Source organism: Maribacter forsetii DSM 18668, from assembly GCF_000744105.1.
Lineage (GTDB): Bacteria > Bacteroidota > Bacteroidia > Flavobacteriales > Flavobacteriaceae > Maribacter > Maribacter forsetii.
Genome location: NZ_JQLH01000001.1, coordinates 3,795,001 through 3,815,203 on the forward strand (window position 1 = coordinate 3,795,001; position 20,203 = coordinate 3,815,203).

At 35.4% G+C, this 20,203-nt stretch carries 11 protein-coding genes and 1 rRNA gene (1 of these 12 cut by a window edge); 4 read left to right on the plus strand and 8 right to left on the minus strand.

The window, feature by feature from the left end; all coding sequences use genetic code 11:
* Window positions 1-1,287: ribosomal RNA gene (locus P177_RS16160) — 16S ribosomal RNA — on the minus strand (it extends 240 nt beyond the left edge of the window).
* Window positions 1,288-1,878: 591 nt separating this feature from the next.
* Complete coding sequence (locus P177_RS16165; protein ID WP_036156409.1) at window positions 1,879-3,870, minus strand: putative porin; 1,992 nt, start codon at window positions 3,868-3,870, stop codon at window positions 1,879-1,881.
* Between the two features lie 168 nt (window positions 3,871-4,038).
* On the opposite strand from P177_RS16165, the gene P177_RS16170 reads away from it, so the two are divergent.
* The gene (locus P177_RS16170) at window positions 4,039-8,313 is read left to right on the plus strand and encodes a thrombospondin type 3 repeat-containing protein (RefSeq protein WP_245233054.1); all 4,275 of its coding nucleotides are present in this window, start codon (window positions 4,039-4,041) and stop codon (window positions 8,311-8,313) included.
* Entirely contained in the window at window positions 8,310-9,035 is a 726-nt protein-coding gene (locus P177_RS16175) for a hypothetical protein (protein ID WP_051941880.1), read from the plus strand. Before P177_RS16170 ends, P177_RS16175 begins: the two co-directional genes overlap by 4 nt.
* A gap of 66 nt (window positions 9,036-9,101) precedes the next feature.
* Here P177_RS16175 and P177_RS16180 read toward each other — a convergent pair whose 3' ends face one another.
* The 6 genes from P177_RS16180 to P177_RS16205 form a co-directional block, all read right to left on the minus strand.
* Window positions 9,102-9,812, minus strand: coding sequence for a hypothetical protein (locus P177_RS16180; RefSeq protein WP_157486596.1), 711 nt, complete (start codon window positions 9,810-9,812; stop codon window positions 9,102-9,104).
* 115 nt (window positions 9,813-9,927) lie between these two features.
* On the minus strand, window positions 9,928-11,268 hold the full coding sequence (locus P177_RS16185; protein ID WP_245233055.1) for an aryl-sulfate sulfotransferase: 1,341 nt from the start codon (window positions 11,266-11,268) through the stop codon (window positions 9,928-9,930).
* A 229-nt stretch (window positions 11,269-11,497) separates the two neighbouring features.
* A complete protein-coding gene (locus P177_RS16190) occupies window positions 11,498-11,974 on the minus strand; it encodes a hypothetical protein (RefSeq protein ID WP_036156417.1) in 477 nt (158 codons plus the stop codon).
* 65 nt (window positions 11,975-12,039) lie between these two features.
* Window positions 12,040-12,300: a hypothetical protein gene (locus P177_RS16195; protein WP_036156419.1), complete on the minus strand. Its 261-nt coding sequence runs from the start codon at window positions 12,298-12,300 to the stop codon at window positions 12,040-12,042.
* Window positions 12,301-12,313: 13 nt separating this feature from the next.
* The gene (locus tag P177_RS16200) at window positions 12,314-13,753 is read right to left on the minus strand and encodes a RagB/SusD family nutrient uptake outer membrane protein (RefSeq protein ID WP_036156421.1); all 1,440 of its coding nucleotides are present in this window, start codon (window positions 13,751-13,753) and stop codon (window positions 12,314-12,316) included.
* A gap of 21 nt (window positions 13,754-13,774) precedes the next feature.
* Entirely contained in the window at window positions 13,775-16,840 is a 3,066-nt protein-coding gene (locus P177_RS16205; protein ID WP_036156423.1) for a SusC/RagA family TonB-linked outer membrane protein, read from the minus strand.
* 207 nt (window positions 16,841-17,047) lie between these two features.
* Between P177_RS16205 and P177_RS16210 the strand changes: the two genes are divergently transcribed.
* Together P177_RS16210 and P177_RS16215 are read left to right on the plus strand one after the other, a co-directional pair.
* Entirely contained in the window at window positions 17,048-17,629 is a 582-nt protein-coding gene (locus P177_RS16210; protein ID WP_036156424.1) for a ribonuclease HII, read from the plus strand.
* Between the two features lie 42 nt (window positions 17,630-17,671).
* Window positions 17,672-20,125: a hypothetical protein gene (locus P177_RS16215; protein ID WP_036156427.1), complete on the plus strand. Its 2,454-nt coding sequence runs from the start codon at window positions 17,672-17,674 to the stop codon at window positions 20,123-20,125.
* Window positions 20,126-20,203: the final 78 nt, after the last annotated feature.

Here is a 20,203-nt window from a genome sequence, read left to right on the forward strand (position 1 = left end):
TAGGTTTTATAGATTCGCTCCGCCTTGCGACGTGGCTGCTCTCTGTACCTACCATTGTAGCACGTGTGTGGCCCAGGACGTAAGGGCCGTGATGATTTGACGTCATCCCCACCTTCCTCACGGTTTGCACCGGCAGTCCCGTTAGAGTCCCCATCATGACATGCTGGCAACTAACGGTAGGGGTTGCGCTCGTTATAGGACTTAACCTGACACCTCACGGCACGAGCTGACGACAACCATGCAGCACCTTGCAAATTGCCCGAAGGAAAATCTATCTCTAGACCTGTCAATATGCATTTAAGCCCTGGTAAGGTTCCTCGCGTATCATCGAATTAAACCACATGCTCCACCGCTTGTGCGGGCCCCCGTCAATTCCTTTGAGTTTCATTCTTGCGAACGTACTCCCCAGGTGGGATACTTATCACTTTCGCTTGGCCGCCCAAGACTCAAGGCCTCGGACAGCTAGTATCCATCGTTTACGGCGTGGACTACCAGGGTATCTAATCCTGTTCGCTCCCCACGCTTTCGTCCATCAGCGTCAGTATATAGTTAGTCACCTGCCTTCGCAATCGGTGTTCTATGTAATATCTATGCATTTCACCGCTACACTACATATTCCGGCAACTTCACTATAACTCAAGACCAACAGTATCAAAGGCAATTTTACAGTTGAGCTGCAAACTTTCACCCCTGACTTATCGGCCCGCCTACGGACCCTTTAAACCCAATAATTCCGGATAACGCTCGGACCCTCCGTATTACCGCGGCTGCTGGCACGGAGTTAGCCGGTCCTTATTCTTACGGTACCGTCAGTAGAGTACACGTACTCTTTTTTCTTCCCGTATAAAAGCAGTTTACTACCCATAGGGCATTCTTCCTGCACGCGGCATGGCTGGATCAGAGTCTCCTCCATTGTCCAATATTCCTCACTGCTGCCTCCCGTAGGAGTCTGGTCCGTGTCTCAGTACCAGTGTGGGGGATCCCCCTCTCAGGGCCCCTACCCATCGTAGCCTTGGTAAGCCGTTACCTTACCAACTAGCTAATGGGACGCATGGCCATCTTATACCGCCCGAAGGCTTTAACCGTATCCCGATGCCGGGTCACGGTACTACGGGGCATTAATCCAAGTTTCCCTGGGCTATTCCCCTGTACAAGGTAGGTTCCATACGCGGTGCGCACCCGTGCGCCGGTCGTCATCTTGTGCAAGCACAAATGTTACCCCTCGACTTGCATGTGTTAGGCCTGCCGCTAGCGTTCATCCTGAGCCAGGATCAAACTCTTCATCGTTGTTTTGTAAATATTCGTCCCAACGAAGTCAAAATCTTTCCCGGCCCCGACTCTCGATTCAATTCCTTATATATGTCCTAAGACATAATGAATTTTCATGTTTCCTTAATTCTTGTTCCTCTCGCCCAGGTCCTCACCTGAACTCGATTCTTATCTCCACAATATTTCAATGAACTTCTATCCACTCAGCTCAAAATCTCTCGATTTTCCCGCCTAGTTTCCCTTAGGTGTTTCCCTAAGCGGCTGCAAATATACAACTGTTTTTTAACCTGACAACTTTTATCGAAAAAAAATTATTTTCTTTTTTTCGTCAAACCAAAACAACATATCTAAGAACCTTTTTCCTACTCCCGATTCCAAATCAATCTTCCTCGCTAGCGGGGTGCAAATGTACACACTATTATTAATTACACAACCATTTTTTTAAATAAAATTAAAGAAAAATTTACACCGACGCTAACTGCATGATTTTGTGTTGATTATAGCTGTAACAAAATCATTAAAAGCTAAGGTTTTGACAGCTAATCAGTTAGACTAAAACACTCTTTCAACACCCCTATTTTCAATGTTTTACAGACTACAGTAAAATGATTAAGAAAAGAAATTCCATACTAAACCAAAGCGTATTACAAAATCACGGTATGGATAATTAGGTGCGGCGTAATAGTCATACCCAGAAAAAGCGGCATTAAAGTGTTCCGCTTTTAAATAAACCCTGGTTTGTTTTATACGGGCATTAATAAAGAAATCCAATAAAGGATACCCACCTAACTCTTCTTTATTCTGTACATAGAACTCACCGAGTATAGGATTGTAACCATTCATATTATAACTGGAGAAATATTTAAATGTAATACCGGTTTGCAAGTACATTGCTTTCTTAAATACATCTGAAGAAAAATACAGGGTATTCCTTGTTACCAACTGAGGCACATTTAATACTTGGGTATCTTGAGTTACATTCTGATACATAACAGTATTGTTCAATGCAAACATACCTACCTTGAATTCTTTTTCATACTTCACCTTTAAATGCGAAACGGTATTGCTCTCTTGTAAAGGTTTTATGAATGCATTTTCCATATCATCTTCAATAGTAGCATCTGAAACCGGGGCGAAATAGGTATAGTTATCTAGATTGCTATACTTAACCATAAGATTACCCCAAGTTTTGGAAAGCAATTCTCCTTTTAAACTACTAGCACGTTCTTTCTCGAACACTTCACTATTGTTCCAATTATAATTGAGATATTCACTTTGGTATAATAGATAATTGAAATTTGGCATTCTACTAGAGGTATGCAAAGAGAATCTCAACTTATTCTTCTTATTAATGTTATACGAAGCCGACGCATTAAATAGGTTACCCGCTAATTCTCCTGAAATATTATACTTTAAATCAGCTTTAAAATCAAATTCACCTATTCGTTTTTCATACCTACCTACTATCCCAAACTCTGTTCCATTTAATCTGCTTGGAATAACGGCACCATCTGCTTGCGTAAGACGGCTATTGAAATAATAATCATAATTATATACATTAACACCCCCTGTTAACTTTCCTAGGGTTCTATTGTAGAATTCAGCATTAACTTCATTATAAAAGGTCTTTAAAATAGCCTTATCATCAATAGTACTTAAAATAGCATCACCAAATAAAGTATCACTAACTGTCTCTACAAATTGATAATATTTAGTTTCATAATCAAATATATGACCCAAAGACAATGAAGTTTTTTCGAAACGAGTAGAATCTAACTGTGTTCTCACTAATTTGTAGGTATGGTCCAAGTAATATCTTTTACCTAATATTTTATTACTTGCATCATCTAAATAAACATCTACCCTTGGTCTATTAATAAAATCTTCATCACCAGATTCAAACTGCTCTTCTTTATCGGACAGACCGCCATTTTCCTCAGAAAAAATATTCTGAGCAGCTATATGCGCCCTTAATACATATCTTCCGTTTTTAGACAAGTAATTTGTTGTCGTAATAAAATTGCCAGATTCTATTTGAGTATCATTATACTTACCAAGCGAACGAAAACCAGTATACCCTATGGAGAAATTTAACCTTCTGGAGGTATTAAATGTCAAATTCGCATCTAAGAGCTGACCTTGCTCCAAGGTTGTTTTAAAAAACAACTCGGTCATTGGCGTGGCAACATTATAATAATTAATTTGTTCTTTCTCTAAGTATTTTCGGTCTTTTGCCTTTGCCCCTAAGCTTGGATAACTCGCTACTCTTTCAAAATCAACACCCAATTCATTGTATGCTTGACCAATATTACCAAACGGCATTAGCTCAAAATCATCTTCTCGCAGATAATTATACTTGTATTCTTTTTTAATAGTTAGTGTGGTATCCAAAAAAGTAGTGTCTCTTTCAAATGAAATAATTTTATAATCCTCTATCGTTAAAACAATTGAATCATTTTGTAATTTATCTTTTGGATTTATAGGCTTAGTCTTTTTAGGACGCAGAAGCGAATCTCTCTCTTTTTCAGACTTTTCGATTACATCTTGACTTATACCAACCGAAGCAATTAAACAGAATAAAACTAGAATTATATATTTCATGAAGCTTTGTTACCCTTGCAAAGTTAATTTTTTTGTTGCTAAGTAAATGTGAAAGTTTGGTCGACTTTAATAACCTGATGATAAAGGATTACCAAACTAATATTAAAATTTAACTGTGAACATTATTAATTAAAGGAATATTTTTCTGATTTTTATAAAAAAATGTTAATGAAAGTACTGTTTTTTAATGTTTTCGCATTACTAGCGATTATTTCAGCATCTGCTCAGTTCAATGAGAATGCTCCATGGATGAAAGATCTAAAAGAAAATCAACAAAATTCTAAATCTTCCACCAACACACATTCTTTATATGACATATCTAATGCCTTTAATGAATACTGGAGCGATAAAGATTCTTCTAAAAAAGGTAGTGGTTTTAAACCCTACAAAAGATGGGAGAATTATTGGACCTATTATATTGACGAAAATGGAAAACTACCAACTTCATCTCAATTGTGGGATTCTTGGAAAAGTAAACAAGAAGGTATAGGCAAAGAAACAAATCCTACAGCAAATTGGAATTCCATAGGTCCTTTTACCCATGACACCTATTCAGGGGCACTTTCTGGGCAAGGCAGAGTAAACGCTATAGCAGTAGACCCCAATAATGAAAACATTTGGTACGTAGGTGCGCCAGCTGGTGGAATTTGGAAGTCTATTGACGGAGGCTCATCTTGGGTTAACCTATTTGATGACTTTCCACAGATTGGGGTTTCAGGAATTGCCGTTGACCCAAATAACTCACAAATTATTTACATTGCCACAGGTGATGACGATGCTGCAGATTCTTATAGTGTAGGTGTCTTTAAGTCCGTTGACGGCGGAAATAGTTGGAACGAAACAGGACTTAACCCAAGCACTTCCAATATTAATCTATTAATGAACGAAATTACCATTGACCCAACAAACTCCAATATCATTTGGGTGGGTACTAGTGTTGGTCTTCAAAAGTCAACAGATGCCGGTGCAACTTGGGAAGTAAAAAGGGCTGGTAATATTCAAGATTTTAAACTTAAACCAAATTCCCCAAATACCATATACGCTGTAACTTCAAATACGTTTATAAAATCTACTGATGGCGGGGACACCTTTACCGAAATAACAGATGGTCTACCGTCTAATTCCGGGAGATTGGTAATAGGTACGAGTGCAGCAAACCCTACAGGAGTATATGTATTAAGAGCCCAAACAGGTGGTAACAGTTTTGCTTTTGGCGGACTTTACAAATCTTTAGACAGTGGTGATACATTTACCAAAACTGCAAGCGAACAAGATATATTTGAATCAAACCAAGCTTGGTTTGATCTAGCAATTGAAATTTCACCAACAAATTTCAACGAAATATACACAGGCTGCTTGAATGTATGGAAAAGTACTAATGGCGGTGACACCTTTATTAGAATAAATAGATGGAACGTAACAGACCAAGGTTATACTCATGCAGATATACATACCATTAAAATATTCAATAACGAAGTATACGTAGGTAGTGATGGTGGTATATATATGTCAGAAAATGGCGGTAGCACATTTACAGATTATACTGCCGGTATTTCCATTAGTCAATTTTATAGAATATCTGTTGCCAAAAACGATTCTGAGAAAATAACAGGCGGTCTTCAAGATAACGCAGGTTTTATTCGTGACCAAGGACAATGGAATGTTTTTACCGGAGGTGACGGTATGGATTATGAAATTGACCCTAACAACAGTAGTCTTGTCTACGGATTTGTACAATTCGGCGGCAGCCTATTCATATCTTCAGATTCTGGCCAATCGGTAGGTGTGGTCGGTGCTCCAACAGATGCAAATGGGAATACTATTCAAGGTAATTGGGTCACACCTTTAGCTATAAGCTCTGATGGTTCTGTTTACGCAGGCTTTGACGCTTTATATAAGTTAGAAAACAATCAATGGAATAAAATTTCTTCTTCTATTGGCTCTGGCAATATTGATGATATAGAAATAGACCCTAATAACCCTGAAACCATATTTGCTGCCGAAAGCAACATTTTATACAGAAGTAGAAATGGTGGAATTACTTTTAGCTTAATTAAAGTTATGGATTCTGAAATTTCTGATATTGCCATTAATTCTAATGATAGTAATATTATTTACGTAACAACTTCTAACAGAGTAGGTATTGCTCTTAGCGACCAACCTTCAGAAAGAGGTGTATTCAAAGTTACTATTGGTGAAACAGAGACGATTTCTGAAAATATAACATTTGACATACCAACAGATCAAGCATTTTTCTCAATTGCACACCAAGGCAGGCATACCGATAACCCAATTTACGTTGGTACTAGTTTAGGTGTTTACAGACTTGACGATTCATTAACAGAATGGGAAGAATATTACACTAATTTGCCCAATGTTGCCATCAGTGATATTGAAATTAATTTAGACGACGAAAAAATAATAGCATCTACGTATGGTAGAGGTGTTTGGGAATCTACCATACCTGTACAAATACCAGATAATGAAATTAGATTAGTTTCTATAACACCTAATTCAAATCAAGTATTATGTAGCAATTTTGCTCCTACTGCTACTGTTGAAAACCAAGGTATCAATGCTATTACGTCTGTTGATATTGAATATTCAATTAATGGTAACAGCCTACAAACCTTTAACTGGACAGGGAATTTACTTAGTAATGAAACGGTAACCATAGAGCTGCCACTAGAAACTGCAGTTACTTTTGGCGAGTCTAACATAGAATTAACCGCTACAATTGAGAACGATAGCTACGACGACAACAATACTTTAGAAAATAGATTCTTTTTAAACACCGCTGGCTCAGGCGGAGAAATAAATACTTTTGAAACCGAGCAAGAATCTTTGATCGCCTATAATGATGGCAATTCTGAAAGTGTCTGGCAAAAAGGAATACCTACGGGAACAAACTTAAACACAGCTACATCTGGCAGTAATGTTTATGGAACAAACTTAAGTGGTGACCATCCAAATAGCACTAAGGCTATTCTTCTTAGTAATTGTTATGATATGACAACTATTATTGCACCAGTTCTTAAATTCAACATGGCTTTTGATCTTGAATTAAACTTCGATATCGTATATGCCGAATACTCTATAGACGGAGGAACTAATTGGGGTATTCTAGGAAATATCAATAGTGAACCCAATTGGTATAATAGCGATAGAACCAACGCTCTTTCTGAGGAAGCAGACGATTGCCAAAATTGCCCTGGAGCTCAATGGACGGGTGATGGCACCGAAATGACAGCATATGCTTATGATTTTAATTTGAATGCAGCCAATGGAGAACAAGACCTTACTGGTGAAACCAATGTCATCTTTAGAATTGTTTTTCAGTCTGACCCTTCGGTTACCCAAGAAGGTGTCATCATTGATGACTTAGTTGTTGACGGTTCTGCAGATGATGAAGATGATGATAACGATGGCATTCTAGATATTGATGATAATTGCCCGCTAACGGCAAATGCCGATCAGTTAGATACGGATAATGATGGAGAAGGTGATGTTTGTGATACTGATGATGATAACGACGGAATTTTAGATGTTGATGACAATTGCCCCTTAATGGCAAACCCAAATCAAGAAGATGATGATTTAGATGGTATTGGTAATCTCTGTGATAATGATAGCGATAATGACGGTGTACCAAATGATATTGATCAATGCGACGATACACCAAACGGAACCATAGTTAATGTTGAAGGTTGTGAAGTTTTCTCTTTACCAAACACTAACTTCCAAATTCAGACTACTGGCGGCGCATGCAACTCAAGTGACAACGGTAGTGTTTTAATATCGGCTGCAAACACTTCTCACGTATACAATGCAGTGCTTTCAAATACTGACGGCACCACAAATGCTAGCTTTACAGACGAAAATACATTTGCTGATTTAGCTGCAGGAGATTATCAATTATGTATTACAGTTGAAGGCCAAGCAGATTATGAAGCCTGCTTTGATTTAACTATATCTGAGCCAGACGCTTTATCTGTTTCAGCTAAAATCAGTTCACTGAACAATGAAGTTACATTAAGCTTCTCTGGAGGAGAATTATACACCATATTCTTAAATGAGAAGATGTACTCTACCTCTGCCAAAGAAATTACTTTGCCTTTGGAAGATGTAACTACGTTGATTACCGTTAAAACAGACCTGGATTGTCAAGGGGTTTATACTGAAAAAATAGTATTAAGTGATGATTTGTTTATCTATCCAAACCCTATTGAAGGTGGCGATTTAACTATTTACTTGGGCACTAATGCTGCACCAGAAGTAACTATTTCGTTGTTTAATGTAAATGGCACAAGCATTCTATCCAAGCAAATGAAATCTACTAACAACGAAATTAAATTAAGTGTAGATGGATTAGCGACCGGAGTCTATATTTTAAATATAAAATCTGGCAACACCCTATCTAATTACAAAATCATAAGAAAATGAAAACATTAAAATATATAACCTTTACATTTTTCTCCAGCTTACTAGTAGTTTCTTGTGGCGGAGGCTCTGACAATGAAAACCCAGTTGATCCTGTTGTTCCTACAGTTATAGACCCAGACGCAGCTACTTTGGTTTTTCCTGAAGATAATACCGAATGTAATGAAGGTGTTATCAATACTAATGATGAAACCAAAAGCACCGTCACTTTTGAATGGTCAGCTGCTGAGAATACAGATTCTTATGAAGTAAAAATCAAGAACCTTGAATCAGGAAGTATTACCACGGCTATTTCAGCCACCAACCAAAAAGAGGTGAGTATAAATAGAGGAACGCCGTATGAATGGTATGTAATTTCACTTGCCAACGGTACTTCATCTACCGCAACAAGTGATATCTGGACATTTTATAATCAAGGACCAGGAATTGAAAATTACGCTCCATTTCCTGCTGTTGCCATAAGTCCGCAGAGAGGTTCTACAATTTCTAATGCGAACACCACCATTACATTAGAATGGTCTACTTCTGATGTTGATGATGATATTGTTTCTTACGAAGTATTGTTCGACACCGTAGAAACACCTACTACTTCTTTAGGTTCTACTACTGAACCAAATATAGAAGTGAATATAAGTTCAGGTTCAACCTACTATTGGAAAGTTGTTACTACAGATTCTTTTGAAAATACTTCAAACTCAGAATTGTTTGAATTTCGAGTAGAGTAATTGAAATTAAAAAAGCCAAAGATGCAATTGCTCCTTTGGCTTTTTTATTCTAAATTTAATTAGTTTCTACAATGTATTGTAGTAATTTAAAAAGGCAACTACATCTTCCTCATGCCTAAGATTAAGATTGTTTTCCTTTACATACGTCTTCATCTCTTCCTTTCTTGAACCTGTAAAATCTAAAATCTGCTTCTTAGTCAGTCTTACTTTCACTGCATGGTTTTCCGCATCAGAGTTAGTTTCATCTAATAAATAATAAGAACTATTCCACACATAAGTTGGCGGAGAGTACTTTTCATAAGATGTACTAGGACTACGAGCTTGTTTTAACAAAGCTTCTGGCTTAAACAACAACTTCAAATTACCTTCGTTCAAATTCGTAAAATAGCTTGTTTTTATAGATTCATCAGTATCAACATATGTATAGATACTATACATTTTACCACCAATTTCTACTTTTATATAAGCTCGCTTTAATAAGGAGTAAAATGAATCTTTAGATATATTATCTAAAATCTCTACTTCATTTCTATATGCGTTATAGCGCATCTTCCCAATTTCTTCAACCTTATCATTTACAATAACTTCTCCATGAACAAACTCTTCATTTAAATAAGGAGTACCTTTTGCTTTTGTAGGCTCTATTTCTGTACTACTAGTAACAAAATTTACAATACCTTCTTCTGGTACTGGCGAGTAGGCGTTTTGAGCATTTATGCTATTGAAAGTAAAAGCAGCAATTGTAAAGACTGTGAACTTTTTAATCATTTTATTCATTAATTTTTTTCAATTTAATTGTTTATTATTAATTGATGTGCCTAAAAAATGTTATTAAAAACTTAAAAATAACATAGCTGTTTGCTTTATTCTATAACATGACTTAAAACTCCGTTTATGGAATTTCAGCATTCAAAAAAGAAGTAGCATCACTATCTAGATTATAATGGTAAGATCTCCAGTAAAAACCTGTGCCTTCGAACTCCCAAACAACTTCTTTTTCATTCGTTACCTCTATTACACCAGAAGTACCTGAAGTTATTAAAGTATTGCCATTATCTAACCTAACTGCACCTGATACCCGTGGTGCATACAACCCTTCTCTGGTATAGCTCCAAACTACATTCAATTCATTATCCTTATTGGGTTGTAAATTAAATTCTGATGGTATAATTAATTCGTATACAACAGATTGTTTAGAATCTCCATTACCATTAGCATATACTAATATGTTGCCATCACCAGGCACATCATTCTCCAAAAGGTTGGGAAAATGATTATTGTAGAACGTTCTCTCTCCCAAGGCGTTTTCATAAGCTAAAGGATTACCAAATCTGTATAACAAATCTCCGCCTTTACCATAGTTACCACCCGTATTTAACTTTGCTTCTTCAATAGTTGTACTGTGATCTATAACCCATACCTCACTAAAGTTATTGATAGTCATATAAATTATATCATTCTCCTCATCATAATCAAAACCATTTGCATGCATTATATCTCCATCTGGCACTACAGTTTCACGCAGTACATCTATATAATTGATATTTACTAATTCTGGATGCTCACTAATTACTCCAAATCGTGATTTAGTAGCATCTACATCTTGTACTATATGATCCCATGATTCCCATTTCCAAACTATTTCATCCGTATTAGGATTTATTTCTATAATAGTTTCTGTGTACACCTTCTCTTCTTCACCTAAATAACCAATAGCATTTAACTCTTCAGTACTTCTTAAATCCCAAACTATGGCCAGAATATTTCCGTTAGGTAGCATCTCAACATCATGATGAATTATATGGTCTTGATTAGCGTAAATAAACTCCCAATCTACTGTACTATCTGGATTTATCAATTGAATAATTCCTCCAAAACCACCAAAACTAAAATCTGGAGTTTCTACTCCTAATGAAGCAAGCAATCTCCCATCTGCCAATAATTCAACATCATTCCCAAGTCCAAATTCTAAATTCCATTCATGAACAATCAGAGCGGAATCTTTCTCCATTAAATACACCCGGTCATCAGAAGACTCATTCACCAATACATAACCTTCTTGAGATAATAATTTATTATTCAATAGTATTGTTCCCGTTTCTCCTTCTATTGGATAAACCACTTCAGCTGGTAACTGAGGCTCTTGCTCCTCTTCTTCAATAACTTCTTCTTCTTGCTCTATTTCATCAACAACTTTATCATCATCTGATGAACATGCTAAAAATAAAGCCAAGAGAAATAAACTAAAGATTTTGGTTAAAAACGAAACTTTCATATTATATGGTTATTAAGTTAATTAATATGTCGATGGAATAAACTAAAACTTAGTCCAAAAAAAATCAGGCTAAATTGCTTCAGCCTGATTTTAAATAAATAATATAATAATGTATTTAAATCATTATTGATTTATACAAAGTTGTAAAAATCTAACATCATTATATACATAATAAAACATTAAACTCTTATTTACAATAATCAACTGTAATAGAACCAGCTTCTGCACTTTCATAACCCCCGGCAACATTACCATTTGGAGATATAATTTCGAATCCAATCTCACCATATTGGTCTCCTGGAAAGAACCATTCAGCGGATGTAGTACCCTCTGGTATTGTAATGGTAGCTGTTCCTTCTAATCCATTATTAGGTGTGCACTCGCCCTCTGTTAAAAAAGTACCCACTTCTTCAGCATAAGGAGAGCAAAGACCAACTTCTAATACTGTACCGTCATCTAAAGTAATAGTTAGACCAGCACCTCCATTACCCGTACTAGTTTGCCAACCGTCTCCAAAAGAATCAGTCATATTAATGACCCAATCACCAGGGGTAATTGGACATTCTCTAAAAAACTCTAATGCTAACGGTGTTTCTGTCAACACAAGATCATTACTAGGATCAGAAACATCTACTAAATTAAGTACAAGATTCGCTCTACCCAAGTCTGGTAAAGCATCAAAATTACTGGTAATAGTAAGTGTAGTTTGGTAAGCTCCAGCCGGAATCGTTAAACCGCTAATCGTATATTGATCTGCTGTTGCTTTGATGAAGGATCAACCTCCAAGGAAATAGTTCTATCACTATCCGCTTTGGTAGTAACAAATACATCTACCGTTGTTGTAGCCCCTTCCGCAGGAGTTGGCACCAAAATAGAACTTTCTGAAAAGTTGGCGAATGTTTGGCCATTTTCACTATCAAATACTATATTCTCTTCTTCACAAGAAACAAAAGCAAATAGTACCGCAATAATTAATATATATTTTTTCATAATTATATGGTTTTTAGTAGCCAGGATTCTGAACTATGTTTTGGTTAGCATTAATTTCAGCAATAGGAATTGGCAACTGAAATCTGAAATTATCAGCATCTAAAGTTGGAAAATCTGGAGGAGTTCCAGTACCATCAATAATGTCACCCATTGTAGAACGCATAACAGCTTCTCCACGACGTTTCAAATCAAAGAATCTATGACCTTCGAATGACAATTCAACTCTTCTTTCGAACTGAATAGCATCTTCAAGATTCTGACCAGCTTCACCACCATCATAAGCTACGTACCTTAAATCTCTTAGCTCATTAAGGGTTGACAAAGCATCTTGCCCTAATTCAAATTGTGCTTCAGCTTTATTCAATAAAACTTCCTCAGCACGCATAACCTTAACATCTACACGTCCATTAACTTCACCTGTCTCACCAAGAAATTTAGCAATTGCATTATATTGATTACCACTATTTTCACCAACATAAGAAATTACTCCCAATCTTAAATCATCTTCATCAATACTATTGAAGAAATCAAAATCAAAAGCATATTCCAAAACATCAGAAGCTGTAGTTTGACTATATAAAACACCAACATTATTACCTGTACTTTCAGATGAAGTATTAATAGCCAATTCTACCACTAAACCTGCTTCATTTGAATCAGTATACAATCCTTCTAAATCTTCAGCCGTAGCTAACTCTACATCAACTTTATCAGCGGCATCAATTACTTTTTGGTAATCCCCGTTATAAAGATAAACTCTTGAAAGAAGTCCGTTAACACCATTGGTGTCAAGCTTTCCTTCTCCATTATCATCTCCTATTAATTGAACAGCTCTTTCCAAATCACCAATAATCTCAGCATAATTACTAGCAACAGTTTCTCTTACTGGCTCAGCTAAAGGATCCTCTGTATCACCATCTTCTACTTTAATATATACAACACCTAAAGAAGCATTTGCATCAGCAGATTGTGTTGGTATTTTTCCATAAAGCCTAACTAAATCGAAATGTGCCCAAGCTCTAATTGCCAAAGCCTGACCTAAGATATTATCCTTTTCAGGACCATCAGCTAAATTATCTATTTGAGCAATTACCAAATTGGCAACATTTACAGCTTCATAAGCTTCACTCCAGTACAAATCTATTGCACCACCGGTACTTGCTACATATCTATAATCAAAGTAATTACTGTTTGAAGTTCTACCTGTTCTTACAAGAATAACATTATCTGAAAGAATGTCAGGAATACCTTGTAAACCAGAGCCTGGATCAGAATAGTAATTAAACAATTGCCTGTAAGCTCCATCTACACCGTTCTGGAATGCCGATACACTTGTGAAAAATGTTTCTGGATTTCCTTCTACAAACGGTTGTAGGTCATTCAACTCATCATCGCAGGACATAAAGAACCCGAACGAAAATAAAAGAACTAATAATTTTATGTTATTTTTCATTTCTTAACTTTTTTTTTGTTTTTAAAATCCTACTTCAACACCAAAAGTAAAAGACCTTGTGTTTGGATAGCTAAATAGGTTGAATGATCCAGGTACGAAACCTGTATCTCCAGGCTCACCAGATTCTGCAGAACCCAAACCAACTTCTGGATCACCATTGAAATCAGTAATTGTAAATAAATTCTGTCCAGCTACGAAGAATCGTAAAGAATTTAAACCAAAACCGTCTATCATATCTCTAGGCATGTTATAATCTAAAGTAAGAGTACGTAACCTTAAGTAATCACCTTTTTCCAAAAATCTTGTTGAAGTTTGATCTGCGTTACTTTGATATACAGGACTAGGCAAAACATCAGTATCACCTGGTTGTTTCCAGTAGTTAAAAGCTTCAACTCTTTGACTGCTAGCTATGTTTCCAATAGAAATTCCTGCAGAACGTTGAAAATTATAAATATAATTACCCCCCTTATAAACAAAATCACCTCTTAGACCAAAACCTTTATAAGAAAATGCAGTATAAAAACCACCTTCAAAATCAGCTATTGGAGATTTTCCTTCTTGAATTTGCTGAAAACTATCACTAAACTCATTAGTTACATTACCATCTAAATCATAATATAAAGGCTCACCGTTTGCAGGGTTAACACCAGCATATTCAACTGCATAGTAAGAATTGATTTCTTCACCAACACGCAAAATGTTATCACCGAATGTACCAGTAACAATATCCTCCCCATCAACTAATTCAACAACTTCATTATCAATAAAGGTAATATTACCACCTAGCGTCCATTTGAAGTTTTGTGTTCTAATAACATCTCCGCTTAAAGAAATTTCAACACCAGAGTTTTGAATTTCGCCAATATTAGAAAATATAGAGTTATTCTCATCTCCAACAGTGTAAGAAATAGGACGATCCAAAAGTAATTCATTTGAATTTTTCTTAAAGTAATCCACAACACCATTTAATCTATTGTTGAACAAACCAAATTCTACACCAATATCAAAAATAGCCTGAGACTCCCATTGGATCTGCGGGTTACCTACACCTACAGGTAAAGCTGTTGTTTGACCATTATATGTATTAGCAAAATCCAATAAGTTTAAATATTGAAAATCACCAATATTCTGGTTACCAGAAGTACCGTACGAAGCTCTTAATTTCAATGTATTAAATATAGAGTTTTCCATAAAGCTTTCGTTAGCAATGTTCCATGCCGCACTACCACTATAGAAATATCCATACTTATTATCAGGTCCAAATCTTGAAGAACCATCTCGTCTTACAGACCCAGAAAGTATATATTTACCATCATAATCATAATCAGCAAACAAACCTTGAGAAAATAAAATTCTTCTAGACTCTACAGAACCAACCGTAGTCGCTTCAGCAGCTACATCTAAATAAGGAATGCTCGTCGTAGGAAAACCTCTACCCGCAGCCAACAAATCTGTGGAAATATTTTCATTGTACTCTAACAAGAAACTAGCTGAAAAATTATGAACGCCGTTAAAAGTATCTGAATATGTAAAAACGTTATTAACGTTATATTCAAAATCAACCTCTAACTCATCTGTCTGAGTACCCGGGAAAGCAGCAGAACCAACAATAGAATTCAATACTCCACCAGCCAAAGAACGGCTAGTTCTATTATACCTATTACTAATTAAACCAACACTAAAATTATTAGAAAATTTATCGCCAAAAGTCATTCCTGCCGTCAAATTCCCTATCAATAGTAAATTTCTTGTATTTTCTGGCTCAGTAATCAATGCATTAGCAACCGAAAAACCCTGTCTTGTAGGATTATATACATTTTCACCCTGACTATCCGTTACTAAAGAACCATCATCATTGGTCAAAAATAAAGGCTCATAAGGATTGTAAGTGTACATAGCACTAATAGGATTCTGCACATTATTTCTATCTCTTGGTAAATCTGTAGTACTACGAGATACAGAAACATTAGCTCCAATATTCAACCAATCTTTAGCTTGATAATTGGTATTTAAACGAGTAGAAATTCTTTCGAAACCATCAATATTCTGAATGATACCCGAATTTTTATCATAACCTAGAGACAAGAAATAAGTTAGTTTTTCGTCTCCACCAGAAATTGAAAGATTGTTCGATTGAATAATCGAGTTCTTAAGTAAAGCATCTTGCCAGTCGGTATCTAAGGATATCAATCTTGCAAGCTCCTCTGGAGAAGAAGTCGCACCAGGCGTACTAGTTGCCGCACCAACACCTAAAGCAGCATATTGACGCTCTAATTCTAGTTTTTGAGATGCATTCATAACATCAAAATTATCTGGAATTTTTTCTCCAAAACCATATGATGACGAAAACTTAATTTGAGCCTCACCAGCCTTACCTCTTTTTGTGGTAATTAAAATAACACCATTAGCACCACGAGAACCGTATTTAGAAACGGTAGCCGCATCTTTTAATATAGAGAATGTCTCAATATCACTTGGGTTCAAGTTACTAATTGGGTTAAAATCTCTTTCAGTATCGATAGGAATTGGAACACCATCAATAACATATAAAGGAGTAGTTTGTGCATTAATTGAACCAACACCTCTAATTTGAACGAAGGCAGTGTTACCCGGCCTACCATTTGCAGCAGTTACCTGAACACCTGCAGCTTGACCCTGCAAAATGTTATCAATACTAGTAGAAGGCACAAATGCCTCGATTTTCTCAGCAGAAACTGTAGAAATTGCAGATGTAGAAAGTTCTTTAGACCTAGAACCATAACCTACTACAACAACCTCTTCTAATGCCTCAGCATCTTCCTCTAATTGTACATTAATGGTATTGGATGCACCAACACTCATCGTCACTGTTTTTTGACCTAGGTAAGAAAATCTTAATTTTTCACCTGAATTTACGTTAATGGCATAATTACCATCAAAGTCTGTTTGAGACCCGTTAGTTGTTCCAACAACTACAACGGACACTCCCGGTAAAGGCAAACCGCTTTGATCGGTTACAACACCGGTCACTGTTTTTTCCTGTGCAAAGGAAAATGTCATGAAGAGCACCAATAAAGGTGTCAACATCCACGTCAACTTCTGTTTCATAAAATTTGTTTTTGAATTAGCTTGCGCCAAAAGTCCAAAAATTTGCTTAGTATTCCAAAAGCTATCTTAACCCAAAAAAGTTATTTGTTAAAAAAACACTTATTATTATTTTTTTTTCGGTTAAAACGCAATTTTGTTGAAAATAAAACAATTATTTAACATTAAATCAATATTAAAAATTCAATATTTTAAGTTAAAAAAAACATAATGCTTCTTAAATTTTACAAAAATATTAACGAAACAGGCACTGACGAAGCTGGCAGAGGCTGCTTGGCGGGACCTGTGACCGCTGCAGCAATAATACTGCCAGAATCTTTCCAAAATTCAATTTTAACAGATTCAAAGCTTTTGTCCCAACCTAAAAGAGAACTGTTAGAACCTCTGTTAAAAGAAAAAAGTATCTGTTTTGGAATAGTACATATTCAGCCTAAAATAATAGACGAAATCAACATTTTAAACGCATCTATTTTGGCAATGCATCATGCTATAGATAAATTATCGCCAAAACCTGAATATATTATTGTTGACGGTAATAGATTTAAAACCTATAAAAACATACCGCACGCTTGTATTATTAAAGGTGATTCAAAGTACTTAAGTATTGCTGCAGCTTCAGTATTGGCAAAAACAGCACGTGATGCATATATGCTTAAACTACACGAAGAATACCCTATGTACAATTGGAAGAAAAACAAAGGTTACCCTACCAAAGAACATAGAGCTGCCATTAAGAAATACGGCCCTACAAAATACCACAGGATGAGTTTTAAGCTTTTGGCAGACAACTAAAGTTTATTTAACAAATAGTATAACTTTGCACAAACTTTTCGCATGAGGCTTACTTTATTATATGCTTTAATTATTTTTTTTAGCGCATCCTGTACATCTAAAAAGCAATCTGAGAATTCCATCTTAGATCTAGCTCCCAGTAACGCCACTTTAGTTCTAAAAATAAATGATTTTGAAACACTTAGTAAAGAACTTTCTTCAAATGAGATTTATAATTCGATTGAATCGCAAAAGCCTTTTTCAGCTATAAAAAACATCTTATCTCCTATTCACCATTTTTCAGATAAGACGAAAGGATTATTAACCATGTCCGCCGATAGCACAAAAATAGATTTCACCTATATTTCAACAGATAGCCTAAATATTACCAGTCAAGATAGCATAACCAACAAGAGCATAGAAACGCTTTCTTTTAACGACTATAATATCACTAGATACGAAATTGAAAAGGATACATTTTACAGTACATTTTTAGAGAAACATTGGGTATTAAGCTCTTCTCAACCTTTGTTAGAAAACATAATAAATTCTCTTGACAGCCCTTTAAAAAATGAATCTTTAAAACGGTTTTATGCTGTATCCGACAATGAAAAAGTTGCAAATATTTGGATAGATGTTGAGAGAGGCGATTTGCTATTCAATAAATTACTTTCTGATAACAACGACATTTCAGATTTCACAAGTTGGATAACCCTTGACCTAACCTTTAACGATACCGAAATTCTTCTAAATGGCGTAGCAGAAACGAATACAGATAAAAAACAGTTCCTTAATCTACTTAATGGTACTAAACCGATTGAAAATAACACATGGAACTTTACACCAGGTAATGCAAACACATTTACATCTTTTGGATTAGATGATTTTAAAAAGTACACTCAAAACAAAACCCCTAACAACCATCCAACCAAAAATTTAGATTCATTACTTACTACTGTGGAAGAAATTGGGATAACCAAATACAACAATGAATCTGTTTTGTTTCTAAGAACATATGGTACCGCCACATTATTAGATTATATTAATGAAGAGAAGATTAGTACGGAGGAGTTTAGTAGTAATGAAATCTGGGGATTAAAATCTAATATTGAAATCTTTGACCCATTAACTCCCTTGATCGGAGAGCAATCTTTTGAATACGCCAGTATTATAGAGAATACTTTTCTTTTTTCTAAATCACAGAGCACGCTAGAATCTGTTATTACCAAAATAAAAACAGGTGACACCTTTGACAAGACCACTTTATTTAAAAATGCAAACAATAAACTGACATCATCTGCTAGTATATTATCTATTTCTAATTTAAAAGGTTTTGTTTCCCTATTAAATGAATCGGTATCCAAGACTTTAGGAGATTCTTTTGAACAAAGTAAACTAAACGACTATGTTTTTGGATCACAATTAATTACTGATGCCGACTTTTTTCACTTTAATTTCTTAATCAAAAAAAATACGAAAGAAGAGGAAAAGAATTCAGTTTCTTCTGCATTTGAAGTTCAATTTGATACCGACTTGGCTACATTACCCCAATTTATAACCAACCATAGCTCTGGCAGAAAAGAGATTATTGTTCAAGACCAAGAAAATACGCTCTACTTAATCTCAAGCAGCGGTAAAATTCTTTGGAAAAAACAACTTAACGGAACTGTACAGGGTAAAATTCAACAAGTAGACCTTTTTAAAAATGGGAAGCTACAGTTTGCATTTACCACGAACAACGAATTTTTAATCTTGGATAGAAACGGCAAAGAAATTGCTCCGTTTACTAAAAAATATTCCGAGGGCAATTTAAATCCTTTAGCAGTTTTTGACTATGAGGGTCGTAAAAATTACAGATTTGTAGTTACCCAAGGCAAAAAGGTTTTCATGTATAACAGTAAAGGTGATATTGTCAAAGGCTTTACCTATGAAACTGCAGAAGCCAATATTCTTGATGCCCCACAACATTTTAGAATTGGCAATAGAGACTACCTAGTTTTTAAACTTGAAAATGGTCAATTAAAAATTACCAATAGAGTTGGCAAAACACGAGTTAACGTAAAGGATAAATTCACTTTTTCCAACAATGAAATAAGGCTTTATCAAAATAAGTTCACTTTTACTTCTGTTGATGGAATTCTATATCAAGTGGATTCTCAAGGAAAAATAGCCGCAAGCAATTTAAGTCTCGCTAAAGACCATGGAATGGATGCTACCTCAAGAACTTTAGCTATCATGAACGACAATATTTTACAGATACGTAGTAAAAAGGTAGAATTGGAATTAGGTGTTTACTCAAAGCCTACCATTTTCTATCTAAACGATAAAATTTATGTATCTGTAACCGACATACAAAATCAGAAAATATATCTATTTGATAGTCAAGCTGAACCAATCCCTAATTTTCCAGTATTTGGCAGTTCTGTAATTGATATGGAAGATATGAATTCAAACAAAAAAGTTGAATTCGTTTATAAAGATCAGGATAACAGTATTAGGGTATTTAAAATACGATAATACGTTAGATTGCTTAATTCATAAATCTTTATGTACTGACTACACATATACCCTGAAAAATCAATTTGAATTCCGTAT